Annotated in this window: 18 protein-coding genes; 3 read left to right on the forward strand and 15 right to left on the reverse strand. The window is 53.1% G+C overall.

Annotation, left to right across the window (positions count from 1 at the left end; genetic code table 11):
- Positions 1-98: 98 nt before the first annotated feature.
- On the forward strand, positions 99-350 hold the full coding sequence (locus FFS64_RS22870) for a hypothetical protein (protein ID WP_057977971.1): 252 nt from the start codon (positions 99-101) through the stop codon (positions 348-350).
- A gap of 26 nt (positions 351-376) precedes the next feature.
- On the forward strand, positions 377-3,190 hold the full coding sequence (locus FFS64_RS22875) for an SEC-C metal-binding domain-containing protein (protein ID WP_057977973.1): 2,814 nt from the start codon (positions 377-379) through the stop codon (positions 3,188-3,190).
- 104 nt (positions 3,191-3,294) lie between these two features.
- On the opposite strand, the gene FFS64_RS22880 is transcribed toward FFS64_RS22875, so the two are convergent.
- From FFS64_RS22880 to FFS64_RS22905, 6 genes are all read right to left on the reverse strand, one after another.
- Positions 3,295-4,620 (reverse strand): type II toxin-antitoxin system HipA family toxin, encoded by a 1,326-nt coding sequence (locus FFS64_RS22880; protein WP_082631589.1) that lies wholly within the window; start codon positions 4,618-4,620, stop codon positions 3,295-3,297.
- Entirely contained in the window at positions 4,613-5,017 is a 405-nt protein-coding gene (locus tag FFS64_RS22885; protein ID WP_010466280.1) for a helix-turn-helix transcriptional regulator, read from the reverse strand. The genes FFS64_RS22880 and FFS64_RS22885 overlap by 8 nt, the downstream gene beginning before the upstream one ends.
- A 225-nt stretch (positions 5,018-5,242) precedes the next feature.
- On the reverse strand, positions 5,243-5,908 hold the full coding sequence (locus FFS64_RS22890) for a competence protein CoiA (protein ID WP_057977975.1): 666 nt from the start codon (positions 5,906-5,908) through the stop codon (positions 5,243-5,245).
- 192 nt (positions 5,909-6,100) lie between these two features.
- A complete protein-coding gene (locus FFS64_RS22895) occupies positions 6,101-6,622 on the reverse strand; it encodes a hypothetical protein (protein WP_125919902.1) in 522 nt (173 codons plus the stop codon).
- Positions 6,623-6,637: 15 nt separating this feature from the next.
- Positions 6,638-6,874 carry a hypothetical protein gene (locus FFS64_RS22900; protein ID WP_057977979.1) on the reverse strand — a complete coding sequence of 79 codons (237 nt, stop codon included), beginning with the start codon at positions 6,872-6,874 and terminating at the stop codon, positions 6,638-6,640.
- 3 nt (positions 6,875-6,877) lie between these two features.
- Positions 6,878-7,171 carry a hypothetical protein gene (locus FFS64_RS22905; protein ID WP_125919903.1) on the reverse strand — a complete coding sequence of 98 codons (294 nt, stop codon included), beginning with the start codon at positions 7,169-7,171 and terminating at the stop codon, positions 6,878-6,880.
- A gap of 418 nt (positions 7,172-7,589) precedes the next feature.
- Between FFS64_RS22905 and FFS64_RS22910 the strand changes: the two genes are divergently transcribed.
- On the forward strand, positions 7,590-8,390 hold the full coding sequence (locus FFS64_RS22910; protein ID WP_082631590.1) for a phosphoadenosine phosphosulfate reductase family protein: 801 nt from the start codon (positions 7,590-7,592) through the stop codon (positions 8,388-8,390).
- A 500-nt stretch (positions 8,391-8,890) separates the two neighbouring features.
- Here FFS64_RS22910 and FFS64_RS22920 read toward each other — a convergent pair whose 3' ends face one another.
- The 9 genes from FFS64_RS22920 to FFS64_RS22955 form a co-directional block, all read right to left on the reverse strand.
- Positions 8,891-9,391: a hypothetical protein gene (locus FFS64_RS22920; RefSeq protein WP_057977988.1), complete on the reverse strand. Its 501-nt coding sequence runs from the start codon at positions 9,389-9,391 to the stop codon at positions 8,891-8,893.
- Between the two features lie 94 nt (positions 9,392-9,485).
- Positions 9,486-9,902 carry a hypothetical protein gene (locus FFS64_RS22925; RefSeq protein WP_010466289.1) on the reverse strand — a complete coding sequence of 139 codons (417 nt, stop codon included), beginning with the start codon at positions 9,900-9,902 and terminating at the stop codon, positions 9,486-9,488.
- Between the two features lie 102 nt (positions 9,903-10,004).
- On the reverse strand, positions 10,005-10,433 hold the full coding sequence (locus FFS64_RS22930) for a hypothetical protein (RefSeq protein WP_010466291.1): 429 nt from the start codon (positions 10,431-10,433) through the stop codon (positions 10,005-10,007).
- Positions 10,434-10,474: 41 nt separating this feature from the next.
- Positions 10,475-10,867 (reverse strand): hypothetical protein, encoded by a 393-nt coding sequence (locus FFS64_RS22935; protein WP_010466293.1) that lies wholly within the window; start codon positions 10,865-10,867, stop codon positions 10,475-10,477.
- Between the two features lie 117 nt (positions 10,868-10,984).
- Entirely contained in the window at positions 10,985-11,254 is a 270-nt protein-coding gene (locus FFS64_RS22940) for a hypothetical protein (RefSeq protein WP_057977990.1), read from the reverse strand.
- A gap of 1 nt (position 11,255) precedes the next feature.
- A complete protein-coding gene (locus FFS64_RS22945) occupies positions 11,256-11,525 on the reverse strand; it encodes a hypothetical protein (protein WP_057977992.1) in 270 nt (89 codons plus the stop codon).
- A gap of 110 nt (positions 11,526-11,635) precedes the next feature.
- On the reverse strand, positions 11,636-12,223 hold the full coding sequence (locus FFS64_RS31465) for a DNA methyltransferase (RefSeq protein ID WP_305955749.1): 588 nt from the start codon (positions 12,221-12,223) through the stop codon (positions 11,636-11,638).
- A complete protein-coding gene (locus FFS64_RS31470) occupies positions 12,133-12,927 on the reverse strand; it encodes a winged helix-turn-helix domain-containing protein (protein WP_206542460.1) in 795 nt (264 codons plus the stop codon). The genes FFS64_RS31465 and FFS64_RS31470 overlap by 91 nt, the downstream gene beginning before the upstream one ends.
- 24 nt (positions 12,928-12,951) lie before the next feature.
- Entirely contained in the window at positions 12,952-13,416 is a 465-nt protein-coding gene (locus FFS64_RS22955; protein WP_057977994.1) for a hypothetical protein, read from the reverse strand.
- Positions 13,417-13,753: the final 337 nt, after the last annotated feature.

Here is a 13,753-nt window from a genome sequence, read left to right on the forward strand (position 1 = left end):
ACCCCAGCCCGATCCAGCCAGAATCATGTTCAGACATTGAACCGCCACAAGTGTTGTTTCGGTCTTGGCAAATCGCCCACCTGCAAAGGAGTCTGAACATGAGCAATCCCCCCCTTACCGTCACTCTCGACCCGATGCTCCTCGACAGCCTGGAAGCCTTTGTACGAACCCAAGCGGCGTACATGGGATTGCCTCAATCAGCCTTACATGAACATGAGGGCCGTAAGCTCGCAGGCCAGGGAGCCCAGGCTGCTGTGGCGGTAACCCAAGCTTTGCTCAAAACGTTGCCCGCAGCGGGATTGGGCTCACTGGGTGAAGCGCTGGCCGAGTTGAGTGCGGCTCGTTCTTAATGTCTGCCGCCATCTAGGAAAATGCCATGTCACCTCAAACGGATTTGATCGATGACCAGCCTGCTGCCCTTGACCCGAGGCAGACTACGCGAATTGAGGCTGTCCATCGGGGCTTCCTCTATCAGCACCTATACGCCGTTGGCTGCCTTCTGCTTGCAGAAAAGTACGAGGTCACCTCTGTTTCTGTGGAGCGCGACGAAGATATCGAGCTTCAGCATGCGGGGCGGACGTACATCCAGGTTAAGACGCGGATCAAACCGATCATACCAAGTGACATTGTTGGAGCACTTGAGCGCTTCGATACGTTGCGCACAGACCATGAATGCGGCCTTAGGCGTGGTAAAGCCCAGTTTTTCGTTGTGATGAACCAACCCCCTGGCCCCGTGCTGCTTCAAGCTATCAACTCCGGCCAAATGTCTGAGGATGTGAATTTCATTTGGCCTGGCTTTGATGCTCACGTAATGCCGGCATTACCTCCAGCATGGAGCGGCATTGATCAAGCAGCTGAGTGGTGCGCCCAACTCGCAGCAAAATTACCCTACTCCTTAATCTCGCCCGAATCACTTGTGTGGAAGCTGGCAGGTTGCGTGCAACTGGCGTCCAGCGGCTCAACACCCTATTTGAACCATACCTTCAAAAGCGATGATCTGAAGGCTTTGTTCGAGCAGCTGATAGTTAAAATGCAGGCGTTTCCTGCCCCACCAGCAGTGTATCGCCCGCAACGAAATGAGCCGTCATTAGACCAACCTGAAAGGGTCAGAATCATCTGTGCCTTTTCGGGCTCCGGGAAAACATCTTGGGCTTCAGAGTCGGCCATGCACTCCACAAGCACTTGTGCCTACTACGATGTAGGGGATCTGCCCGGACCTGCAATTGCCTCTTCACTCGTCCGAGAGCTTGCGCCACTTGTGCTAGATGCTGAGAGTCCTGAAATCAGAAAGGTGCTTGCCTTAGGCAGTACAGGAAACGAATCCCTACAGGTGCTAGATGAGTACATTGGTCGTCACAACATACCGGCTTTGGTGGTGTTGGATAACGCTCACCGTGTGCCTTCGGAAAGTCTTCGCACTTTGATAGAAAGTACCAGGAATTTGAAACTAGTCCTGCTCTCCCATCCCGGCCCAACCATGCATGAGATAGCCGCTTTACTTGGGTTAACTCAAGAAACCCTCTTGGGGTGGGATGTTGATTCGATCGCTGCAGAGGCTCAGCACCTTGGCGTTCAGGGTAGCGCCGGCACGTTCAAAAACCTCAACGCGCTGACGGCTGGTTTACCCCTCTATGTACAAAGCGCCCTCAGGCTCTCCAAGACGCATTACAGAGGTGACCTTGCGAAGCTTTGCTTAGAGGTGTCAGAACAAAGCAACGTCGCCGAGACAGCTCAAGAGATCATCCTCTCGAAGGTATTCAACTCACTTTCAGATCCTTCACGCAACGCGCTATCTGTTTGGAGTCTGGTAGACGTGGGGATGACCAAAGGTGAGGTCTGCAATCTGCTGCAAGCAAGCGTCGGCATGACCAACCAGCAATCGTTGGTACTGCTTAGATTGTTGCGTGCTCAGGGGATCGTCCAAGCTATTGATGCCGATCAGCTGAAGATACATGACTCACTGAGACTCTTAGGCCGTAGACATTTGCATACGCTTGCCCGAGCAGTCACACAGGATGCTTTGCAACATCTCAGGACCATGTTGTTTAGGTACCTGGCTGTTCGACGCAATCCATCGCGTTTAGCTACCCTAATTTCAGTCTTGCTTCAGTTGGAGGATGTGGAAGCCATCATAGGCTTTGCTGGAGAAGAGTTATTTCACGAGATGGGGCCCAGCATGGAGTTTATGTCGTACCTGGACCAAATCGCGATCTCACCTCAGGTAGAACCTACCCAGCGATTTTGGGCACTAGATGGCTTGATTTTCTCCGATGTAAAAAACGGACGACACGATAAGCTGACTGAGCGCTTCGATCAGATGCGCCGACTAATCGAAGATTACGCTCTAGATAGTGAAATCCAAGCGACTTACTACATGAAGCTGATGCTGCATCATGCTCAGTTTGGTCGTGCTGACTTGGCCCATGAAGCCCTTTCCCAGGTGAGAGATCTGCTCCCTGACAAGCCAATTCAACGGCGAGTCCTTCAGTACAACGCCGCAACCTCATTTTGTCAGCTGGGCAACCTCGAGGACTCGCTTCAAATGCTGGAGCCAGTCATTGAGGAATATTTCGCAGTGTTGGGCTTCAACCTCCCGGATATTGCCGCCCTCCCTCCAGAGCAGATCTGGGAGCGAACCTCCGGGCACCGCCATGCTGGCGACAACATCAAACGCCTCGCTGATGCGTTAGAGCTGCGCGCAAAGCTCTGTACCGATCTGGAACCGGATCAATTGATTTACAGGTTTAGCGCCTTGAATTTGTATGAAATGGTTGGCGCTATCGACTCACAGATTCGAGTGGGCCAAGACTTAGCTGACGACATGTCGGCACGAGGCCGTTTCGATGAAGCAAAGCAAGTGATCGAGAGACTACTCCTACCCTTACTGGCTGAGCACGGCATGGTAGATCAAGCTATCGGCGTCAGGAGCCAATACGCCGTGTTCTTGGCATATTGCGAAGAGTTTGATGCCGCTGATGCGGAGATGGCCAGGCTAATGCCCTATTCGGCCGGATTCACCAGAAGACAACGCGAGGAAATTCAGGAGCAACTGAAGATCATCCATAACTGCAAGGTGCGATACGTATGTCGACTTGAGGGAGTACTTCCGACCATTGTGGAGGATGGATCGGCGGATTGTCCTTGCGGCTCCGGAAAAACCTTTTCGGAGTGTCATGGCGCCCTCTCTTGACCGCATTTGTTTACGATCCAGGAGAGCGGCACATTTCCTCTGCCACGGAAGAGTGTCGGAGCAGGAGTGGGTGAATAACCCGGCGTACCGGGTCTGTGTGACTTCTATAGTCCTTCGCCAAGGTAAAGACGGTGAGTCGATTCTATCTGTTCGATCAGATTGTCATCCGTCATACCGGCGACATCGGCGAATTCGCGCCAGCGACGGACTGCCTCAACAACCTCCTTAACCACCTTTCGGCCATCCAGGTTTGTAATCAGCTTCGCGACGGCGAGTAGATCCTTAAGCTCAAAGTTGTCTCGCTTCCCGTTCAGAGACATTTGATGTTGCGATACCCAAGGAGAGTCGGGCCTGTAGGACCAGCACATGTCATATGCCGGAGTGAGCCTCCACACACCATCTCTCCAAAGCTGAAACCCAATGTTTTTTGTGTGATCGTCCTGGTTGCGTGCCACGATGTTAAAAACTGCACGCCGGAACAGCTCTACTTGATCTTCTCGGGGTAGACCCAAATCTCTGCAGACCTGTAAAGCTTGCTCGTAGCTGTATGCACCAGGCAGCGTGTAATCAGCACTGTCCATCGCACATAGCGTCTGAATATGAACCTTGTCTCCGTCATCTAGACGATCAAACCGTTTCGTCATGAAATGGGCGCGAGGGCCTTCTATGTGGAGACGACACTCAGTCATCTTTACGCCGGCTGCCAGCGTCATCAGGTGGTAGGCGTATTCAACACGTCCGAATCCTGCAGGATCCCCTAACGTGCTTGCCCCGTTGGAGACGTCGAATTTGAACAGCCAGTAGGTGTACCCCTCGGGCGCTTCAATTTGCCCAGAGCATATGGCTCCAGTTTCTTCATTGATCGCTATGATTGCTTTCGGACGCTGCCCACCAGCGGAAGAACCTACCTGAAACAAATGCTTGAGGGCTTGATCCTCTTCTTCAGATTTAATTTCCAAATGAAGATCATCGAACTGCGTTTGGCGCTCTTCAAGGATCCGCCCGGCGAGGTCGACAAGCGACTCCAATTGCAGCTGTTCGACCTTGTCGATTGCCCGGTCCAGCGCCGGCCGAAACTCCAGTGCCCCCATTCCCCGTTGCCCCACATACAACAGACGTTCTACAGGTGAAAATGAACGAGGATCGCGGCCCTTTTGTGCTAGCCACGCGTCAATGACAGCGTTACCGAAAGCATCGGGAAGAGAATCGGACAGACATGGGGGAAGTCCCTTGAATGCTACAGGGTTGAGGCCTGGGTAAGCATAGACTTCATCAGGCTCAGCCCGCATCGTCAGCGGGGCAATCTCCAACCCGATTTCACAAAACTCGGGATCGAACTCGAATGTGCCTGTGGCAGGGATTTGGTTTTCGTCCCAGAGCACTACGCCAACGCGGGTTTCCCACATCCAAACTTCAGCAACCTTAGCCACGGCTTCTCCTTGGTATCAGTAAGTTAGGGGTCTGTCCTTCCAACTTACCTGTCGTTACGCCACCGTTGACTTTGGTCGCGATGGTTCTTGATTTGACTTGCGACGCGCCGACCGCTCGAACTCTCGTTGTTTTCCCGGTTTTGGCAACCGCCAGCGGGCTTACTCGTGGGGCCGCTAGTAGGTTCATCAGAAGCTCCAAGCAGTTCAGCTCTCGAAGGACGGCGATGAGGACCTGGATAGTCCCCTTCCCTTTCTCAAGCTTCTGTATGGTGGGGGTACTTACACCAACAGCCTCGGCCAAATCGTCCTGCTTGATATCCTTACGCAGGCGACGCTCTCGAATAGCATTACCCAGCTGATCGGCAATCGCTTCGTCGCTTAATCGTTGAATTCGCATAAGGTAAACCTTTCTTTGCTTTACCCTCTCCCAACTGCTGGAAGAGAAAGAATTGTTTTCTTAACGGAAACCATATCAGCAAAATCTCAATACGCACGCTAAGCAAACATTTTTTTGTATGACCCCGGTGAATCTGGAGACTAGACAAAAATTTCTTTTCCTTAGGTATCCTCTCACAAATTTAAGAGACGAGAGGTCCTTTCAGATGTAATGCCCCCCCTTAACTCAAAAAGTGGAGGCCGGCCCACCACCACTACTGAAATCCGTTTCGGCGCCGATCAAAGCTGCCGCGAACATGTCGCGGTCTACCAGCAGTGCAACCCCCTCTTTTGATTTTGGGTCGAATCTGCAGATTCTCCAGAACCCATGATCCTCACCAAAATCGATAAATACTGGCTTCGTCGAATGCCATCTTTGAAACAGCTTGCTCCTACCGGACCATCTGAACCGCGCCATGGCATTCTCATTCACCCCGCTTCGAGAGTTCGAAAAATTCACACAGTCGAATTCATTTTTCGAGCCGTCGATAACCCACACCATCCGCTGATAAAACCGCTCGCGAGCGGCGACCTCCGCGGGCTCAATAGTCGATCGCTGAAACTCAACTACTACTCCGTGACCAGTACGAACGTCGGCTATGTGCTTCTCGCCCGAAAGCTCATCTCTTAGGATCACTTCTTGCCAGCTTTCGTGAAAACGATCCTTCCAACGCCGGTGCCATTCCGTTTCGGCTTCCCACCAGTGATCACAGTTTGTAAGAGACCGGTGAGACCAGTGCCAGACCACGTGTGCTCCACATTTTGAGATTACTTCCCCCCCACACGAACGGCAGACGCCGCGAACCTTAGGCTGCGCCTCGGCCCTAACGCCATGAACGTTTGCGTATCGCATCAGCTCAATCCTTCGTAAATGCGGAGCCGAAATGCCAGCCCCTCTACTTAACCCTAAATATCAGCTTTCCACGGCGTAGTCCCGCGCCAGTTTCGTAGCACAGTCCAAGGTTGGAATGGGCAGTGGCAAATCCCTGTTCGGCATCCTTGCGGTACCAGGTAACAGCGATGGGAAACGCCGTATCGCGATGGGTTACTTGTCCTTCAAAAAGTCAAAGATCGAAACGGTGGTTATTTCCTGACTTTCGTCGAAAACATGTATGGGACTACCCACATCGCTGGTTAAGTCGGTTGCGGCTGTGATCTGAACGCACGACTCATTCATCTGAACTGCACCTCGCTTCAGCAAGCGATCAAAGAATGACTGTGTGAGGTCAGTGATAAAAAGCTCGTAATCGAACGATGCACCAACGTCGTGGATCGCTTTGATAGTCCGCTTCCCCAACCGCGAACGTTTCATGCAGTCAGGCATGAAGATATTCGGTATTTGAATTTCCCTGAGGTCGTGGAGGAACACTATTCTCAACACCAAAATTGACTGGGGCCTGCGCCCCTCCTCGACATCCTTCTCCCGCGCATTGAGCTCCAGCTTCATGCGATGCCGATCATCTGCATAAGACGGCGTGTATCGGAATGTGTGATTGACGCTCAGCTCGTCATCCAGAAGCTCCTGGATGGATTCCTGCACGCGCCGCTCAACTTCTCTTCTCTTCAAGGTTAGATCCTTCAATCATGAGGGTATTTTTGAGAACGGCCCGAAGCGCTCCAAGCAGCTTTCATGACCGTATACGCCACCGAGGTAAGCGCCGGTATACAACTCACCGTTATCGCGCTTATACACGCGCCTGGACTGCGCGATAAAAGTCTCTTTCATTGCGCCACCGCACTCCTCGCAGTCGCCGAGTTGATCGCCAGGACGCCGAGCAGGCCTTAAGGTCATGATGATGGTGCCGGTGAATGTGCCCAAGGTCTACTCCGTGATCGATTCGATGGAAATGAACGTAGGGAAGAGAATCCGCGCCTGCAGCTGCTCAAATGACTCACCATCCCATCGCCCTTCGTCGGCGAGGAAGGCATTGCCATCAAAGTCGTAGAGCGAATCGAATTCAAGAGTACCGTCGAGCTTAAGCGGGGCGCCGTACACCTCCCCTCCCTCCATGACCGCGGCGTTCCCATCAGCGATTATCAGGGCCTTGCCGGGATTGGCTTGGAGCAACTGGCGATATTTCTCCAGCACTTCCTTGAAAGTCATTGTCTGGCGCATGTTTTCCCCGTAGTCGCCTAATTTCAGGACCGGCGAGCTGCCATGTCCACGGGGATTTTTTCATAGCGATTCAGAATGCAAGCACCATCAAGGGTCTGTCTCCGACCTTGCGTTTTCTTGACTGATGAGAAGATCGTTTTGAACGTCGCGATTCAATTGGCGACTCCCACTGCACTAGTGATTGCAGGCATCACTTCTCAATCTAGGAACTCGTCATGAAGCTGTATCTAGAGGGTCACAACGTTAAGCGTGGGTACGCGGTGAGCGTTCAATTCACCGAATGTCAAATCAGCGCTATGGCTCCCCAGACAGCATTGATTGAACCAGACGGGCCAGTTCGTTTCTACCGCGATCGTCGCTATGCAGACCGAGTGATTGAGCGCTTCAACCGCCGCTTCGCAACCAGGAAGTAAAATCCATGAGTGTTCAATTACCTATGTTGTTCGGCGAGGAAGTGGGTACTCGAGCTTTCTGGGAAGATGAAGTCGACCAGCTGATTGAGGCCGGTGCACTGTTTGTGGCGAACCACTCAGGCGGCAAGGATTCACAGGTTCAACTGATCCGCCTACTGGAGCGCGTTCCAGCGCCACAGCTGCTCGTAGTTCACGCTTCGCTTGGTGCAATGGAGTGGCCTGGAGCCATGGAGTTGGCGCGTGATCAAGCCGCCGGCGCTGAGCTGCCTTTTATCGTGGCCAAGGCTGCCAAGACGCTACTTGAAATGGTTGAGCGCCGGTTTGAGAGTCGCCCCGAAGTTCCAAGTTGGCCATCAGCCGCAACCCGCCAATGCACCAGTGACTTGAAGCGAGGCCCAATCCAGCGTGAAGTACGGCGCTACGCCAAAGCTAACGGATTCAAGACCATCGTGAACTGCCTAGGGCTGCGTGCTCAGGAGTCGCCTGGCCGGGCCAAACGCGCAGCGTTCAGCCGCATGGGTATAAGCAATTCCGTGCATACGTGGTTTGAATGGCTGCCGATACACGACATGAAAGCGACCGAGGTTTTTGATGCCATTGCGGAAGCTGGCCAGGAGCCGCACTACGCGTATGCCTTAGGAAATGACCGGCTGAGCTGCGTGTTTTGCATAATGGCTTCCAAGGCAGATTTACGAAATGGTCGCGTTGAGCGTCCTGACCTGTTTAAACAGTACGTGGACCTGGAACACCGCACGGGTTACACCATGCACATGAATCGCATACCGCTTGTTGAGCTAACCGCTTAACCCACCCCACTACCAAGCTCCCGCCCACCAAATGCCGGTTTCATACGCTGTTGCTGGCCGCGTATTTCGACATACCGTATCACTCGTTCGAAAGAGGGGTGGGTGGGCTTGGAAACCTAGCTTGTAGCCGTCTCAATCATGCCGGGAGTCGTCATCATTTCGATGCCACGGACTGAACAGATCGTCCCACTCGTCATCATGCTTCTGAAATTTGTAGCTAAACCCAGACTCACTTCTGCCCGTGAAAAGGTTGAAGAAGAGCACCATGGGTATCGAAGCACTGACTATTATGAGAAGAGCAAGGGCGAAGGCCCAGCCTGGGAAATGCTTCTGGGCGTATGCTGCAAATACTGCACTCCCCACTGCCAAGACTATGCTGCCCAGCCCCTTACCGACTTGCTTTACAGCGCCCCTAACCATGCCGGTTGCCTTTGAGTGGTTTTCTAAGGGCCATATCCACCTGAAATACCGGACGGCGCCAAACGGGCGTATGGCTCACCCTACGTCATCCGGACAAATCGGATGGTAGTTCCATCAACTTCAATTGGTACACCGGCCATGGCGCCTTCCCATTGGGCAGACTCCGGGCTTAGGCCACATGCGTCTAGAAAATCGTGGACCTCTTGCAATGTCGCTTTACGATTGCCTTCAAGCCCACCGCGGATAATGGTGAACTGGTCGGAAAGCGATGGTTGCGCCTTGTTTAAAAACACCTCAGTAGCGGTCTGTCCAACAATGTTGGCCGCATGCAAGCGGGCAATAGCATCGTTCTGAACGCGAAGCAGCGTGGTTCCCAGCAAATGCGCACCCGGCTCCTCGATAAGCTCCGCCTCGAGCAACGCAACAACAAAGCCTTGGGCCAGAAGGACTGCGTCACGCACGCCGCCTTCGGTTTTTTCTCCATGAATGTGATTAAGCTGGCTGAACCAGCTAGTCTGGACGCGATCACTCAGACGAGGCAATTCAATAGGCCACATGGCCTGCAATGCTTTGAGAGGCATTTGACGTTCCTTTTGGCGAGGGCGCGAGTGCCGCGCCCTAACTGTTCTTGGGCTTTAACGAACTTGGCGTGGTGCGCCTGGAGAAGGGTGGCGCTTACTCGGCAGGACGGACCTGGGCGTTACAAGTGAGGATGTTTCCCTTCGGTTGAAATCGGCAATCGCCCTTTCCTACCGAGACAGTAATTTCCTTGCCACCAACGCCAACTGCAAAGGGTGTGATCTGAACATCATCAACAGGATTGAGCATTCCGGGAAGACCCACAAAATAGCCAATACCTGCCAGAACTACGCCGATAACTGACTTCTGCCAATCTTCAATCGGGAGTGCAATAACCAGTAGCCCCGCGCAGGTGCAAGCCAGCACCGCCGCGATCGTCCAGTTCCACTGCACTCCGATACACAACCCCCACACTGACACGAGAATGAGGACAATAAACGCAGCGAACCATACAAAAAGCTGTTTAGCATCCGCAGGACGTTTTTTATCAGAAGCAACCGATGACGATGTCATTTAAATTCCTTGATTTGTGGTTATTCTCAGGTCCGTGAGGCTAAGAAATTGACCAGTTTTTGATTTGATATCAGAGATCTGCCGAGACGAATCTTGGCGCCCCTATGCCCCTTCCTGCTGCACATCCGTATTACTTCGTCGAAGCTGTCGACGTTTCACCCAAAAGCTCCCCCAGACACCAATGCCGGCGAAGAAGATGGCCACAACGGTCAACCCTGCTACAGCTGGGGTTCCTCCAACCATGTGCCAATCATCTGAGTTGTACATCAGGGGCCATTCACCAGGAGGTAGCTCAAAGGTCACTGGCAGCTCTGGCCTTGGTGTAACGGTCCAGGTGCCACCTAAATTTCCCTCAACTCGACCCACAACACGACAGTGGCCCTCCTGCACAGGAATTTGGAGGTACTGGCAAATCTCTGTTTGTTTCACAAACACAGTCGCGCTATCGATAACCTGCATCGAAAAACCAATCTTTGTGGCGACCCAAAAAACAAGCACCTGCCAAGTGATGGAGATTATGAAATTGAACATTTGAATTTCCTGATTTTACGCAACGGCGGAAATTTGAACGCTTAGCGCTGTACGGTGAATGCCTTTGCGGTGCCGCCTAAAGCAACATTCCCGTCACAGTGCCGCCCCGGATCCGGAAGCTGCTTGATAACCACCTCTGCTATTCCATCGGCACCGCTGCTGAAAGCCTTAACCTTCAGTCCTGTGAGGACGTAATTTTCATCGGCGCCGGTGAGCACACTATCGCTGCCGCATGTGGCGCTCATTACCGCTCTCACGGCAAGGGAGTTCGGTGGTACAACCTGGTAAACCTTGACCGTTTCAACAGCGTGCTTCTGTTTTTCAAGTGCCGCGACGTACGCCGGCGAGTCCAGAGGGTTAGTCGATGGTTCAGAGCTGCAGCCCGCGGCAAAGCCGCAGATCATGAGAGACAAAACTTTTACTGTGTTGCGCATTGGGAGCTCATCGATAACGGATAGAAAGTGGAGGAACAAAGTTCGCGAGCCATCAAAGCGGCCTTGTCGTACTTGCGTAGCCGGGGAACTTTGAATGTCGGGAATTGGACCAATGGATCAATTCGGTGAGTGCAGTCGCCGATACTGGTCATACGTCGCCCCGCCTAAGGCGGTAAATGTCATAAGCTGGGAGCCGGAGGCATCGTGATTAATCACGACCAGGCCTTTACGCTCCAGCCCCTTAGCGGCGCGTGACTCGCCTCGCTCAATGGGAAGTGAGGTACCCGCTTTGGGCTCAGGATAAATATGCTCGATGATCGAGTTAAATAAACCCTGCTCACCAGGCGATAGAGCAATGGCTTGCGGGCACACCGTGGCGTCATTCATTTTAGCGATCTGCCGAGGCGCGCGGGTTTGCTGGATTTTTAGTTAAAACGGTTGCTGGTATTTTCCTAACCAGAATCCCCGACCGCTGGCCACAATCAGAGGGTGCAACAGCGTTTGCAACGACGCGACCATCCTTCATGGTGATTTCGAGAGTTCGGCCCTCGGTATCTATGGCCGTCACTGAGTGACCAACAGTCAACGCAGCAACTGCACGGCTATGGCCATTCAGCAACTCCAAACCCGCGTCCTTGATCTGATTCAAAACATCCATTTTAACGCTCCTCAGAAATCAGTCTGGCCATTCACTGCATGCCTGGCCTGTTACCCGAACTGGAGATTCATTTTTGCATAACTCGACCAGATGCAAGAGAGTGGCGATCTTCAACACTCTTCCCGGCCGGCTCTAAATGCACGCTCGATCTGGGGGTTGAGCCAGAACCCCGGCCGGCCTCGAAAAAGCTCCGCGCCGGAGCGAATGTACTCAAGATTGATCTCCCCCGACATCCACGCACGGTTATTAAGCTCCGCAGCCAGCGACGTCATTCCCCGACCAGAAAACGGATCGACGACCAAATCTCCCTCCTCTGTCAGAAACTTGATCAGAAACTCCGGCACGCTGTACGGCTGACCTGCACCATGAGTTGGTAACCCAAGCTCGATTGCTGCTTTGCGGTACCGGGAGCCATGAGCACAACGGTGGCCCCTGGTGATGATGTTGTTTGGAATACGGCCAGGTGTCGGCGTACCAAAGCTGCCGACCTTGAGGCGGTAGGCGCCATCTCCGTAATTGGTTTCCCGGTTCTCACCGCCAGCCTGCATTAACTTCAAATGGCGCTCCGAGTGAGGTTCGAGAACGCGACGGTTATCGGATTTCACCTTCAATGGATTTCGCGCGAACCACAGCAACGGCTCCCAAGAGACCTGAAGCTGCTGGCGCGTACGACTGCACCATTGCATGGGGCCAGGCATCTTTGATGGGTTTTCCCATAACGATCCATCAGCCACATTGGATTGAAGCGATCGCAGATCTCCAGTGTCAATCGCTCAACGTAGGTCGAGCGCGCAGGAGAGTTTGCATGAAATACGTCGTTGCTCACGTTCAGAACTAGGGACGCGTCCTCTGCCATCGCTTCGATGACAGGCTCCAGCGTGTCGCAAATGAAGTCAACAATTTCCCTTTCGTCAGGGTTTCCATAGGCCCGCGGCCGACGCAAAGCATACGGAGGAGACGAATACACGAGCGTTACCGGCACGTGTAATTTCTTGAAAATATCGCCTGATGGCCCCCATACCGCTATGCCCAAATCGGTACGAAATCCCAGAAGCTTTACCCCTGATTTTGCAGCATGGAGGTCGCGCTTCGCCGCCTGAGTCAGCCGCCATACACCACGTTCACCCTTGACCCTTTCCAGAATCCCTTGTTGCTTAAGATCCTGTTGCCTGAACCGAATTGCCCGTCGGGCAACGCTATGTTTTTCACCACTCTTGCCAACTGGCACGCGCTCATCAATCACAGAAAGAGGCACACCGGTTTTCTGCGAAACACGCTTGTAAAGCTCGGCATTACTGATAGCGGCATCCGGGGTTGTCTGGTAAATGCTGAAGATCTGGTCAAGACCGAACAGATCGCCCTGGCCAGGTGACAACTGACGTTTTGCTCGAGTTGGTTTCATCGAAAAAATCTCTCAACGTCTCACTCAGAATCGGTACGTAGGCTGCTGGGCTTGCTTGGTATTCACCTGCAGCCGGCGTTCGACATTCGCCGGGACCGCCTCGACCTCGCGGGCTACAACGATCGGGGAAATCGACCTGATCTCATAAACCTTTACGGCGCCGGCGCCGGCGCCAACAACGAGCACCAAATCCTGCTCGCCGCGGAGATCATTTGAGTGTTTGGTTTCCAGATGATAAATGCCAGGTTCCAGCTCAATACGCGAAATGTCTTGTGGCCTGCTCGCCGTCTCATTTTCGATCTTTGTATTTTCATTCTGCGCGAATTCAGCACTCGCTCTATGGGTGTGCTCGTACAACTCGGATACCTCGACGCGGGCACCGACGGCGACTGACTGATTTTTCGATGCAGGTTCAGCCGACGCCCATCCACTGCCCAGAGTGAAAACAAGGAACGCTGAAACCGCAAGAGTATGGATTTGGGTGAACATATTTCGATCCTGGCTGGAGTTGGCCGCAACCGACCGGTTACGACTCAGGCTACCTGCGTTTAAAGAAGTGCAAGTGGGCTATTGGCCACTCATTCCGGGATCATTTGCCCTGAAGGCGAGAGCTGATTATGGGGTAATAAACAGACTGCAGCAGAAGATGCGATGGAGCGCATCTAGCAGCGCATTACGGCAGTTCATCGCACACGTACGGCTCAACCAATGAGGCTCCGACGTCAGTAGCTCCGAACGCATATCTGATCCCTTGCAGGGGGCAGTCTTGGGTATGGGTTGAGGCTAGGGATGAGATTATTTGTCCGCTTATCAGCCGAAACTCAAC

The sequence above is a fragment of the Pseudomonas sp. G(2018) genome (assembly GCF_005502415.1).
GTDB lineage: Bacteria > Pseudomonadota > Gammaproteobacteria > Pseudomonadales > Pseudomonadaceae > Aquipseudomonas.

Bases quoted from the DNA above. Each gene is read 5' to 3' on its own strand.
- FFS64_RS22890 (WP_057977975.1), bottom strand. From the start codon at position 5,908: ATGCGATACGCAAACGTTCATGGCGTTAGGGCCGAGGCGCAGCCTAAG.
- FFS64_RS22945 (WP_057977992.1), bottom strand. From the start codon at position 11,525: ATGGATGTTTTGAATCAGATCAAGGACGCGGGTTTGGAGTTGCTGAAT.
- FFS64_RS22940 (WP_057977990.1), bottom strand. From the start codon at position 11,254: ATGAATGACGCCACGGTGTGCCCGCAAGCCATTGCTCTATCGCCTGGT.
- FFS64_RS22935 (WP_010466293.1), bottom strand. From the start codon at position 10,867: ATGCGCAACACAGTAAAAGTTTTGTCTCTCATGATCTGCGGCTTTGCC.
- FFS64_RS22910 (WP_082631590.1), top strand. From the start codon at position 7,590: ATGAGTGTTCAATTACCTATGTTGTTCGGCGAGGAAGTGGGTACTCGA.
- FFS64_RS31470 (WP_206542460.1), bottom strand. From the start codon at position 12,927: ATGAAACCAACTCGAGCAAAACGTCAGTTGTCACCTGGCCAGGGCGAT.
- FFS64_RS22955 (WP_057977994.1), bottom strand. From the start codon at position 13,416: ATGTTCACCCAAATCCATACTCTTGCGGTTTCAGCGTTCCTTGTTTTC.
- FFS64_RS31465 (WP_305955749.1), bottom strand. From the start codon at position 12,223: ATGCCTGGCCCCATGCAATGGTGCAGTCGTACGCGCCAGCAGCTTCAG.
- FFS64_RS22920 (WP_057977988.1), bottom strand. From the start codon at position 9,391: ATGCCTCTCAAAGCATTGCAGGCCATGTGGCCTATTGAATTGCCTCGT.
- FFS64_RS22930 (WP_010466291.1), bottom strand. From the start codon at position 10,433: ATGTTCAATTTCATAATCTCCATCACTTGGCAGGTGCTTGTTTTTTGG.
- FFS64_RS22925 (WP_010466289.1), bottom strand. From the start codon at position 9,902: ATGACATCGTCATCGGTTGCTTCTGATAAAAAACGTCCTGCGGATGCT.
- FFS64_RS22905 (WP_125919903.1), bottom strand. From the start codon at position 7,171: ATGCGCCAGACAATGACTTTCAAGGAAGTGCTGGAGAAATATCGCCAG.
- FFS64_RS22885 (WP_010466280.1), bottom strand. From the start codon at position 5,017: ATGCGAATTCAACGATTAAGCGACGAAGCGATTGCCGATCAGCTGGGT.
- FFS64_RS22870 (WP_057977971.1), top strand. From the start codon at position 99: ATGAGCAATCCCCCCCTTACCGTCACTCTCGACCCGATGCTCCTCGAC.
- FFS64_RS22875 (WP_057977973.1), top strand. From the start codon at position 377: ATGTCACCTCAAACGGATTTGATCGATGACCAGCCTGCTGCCCTTGAC.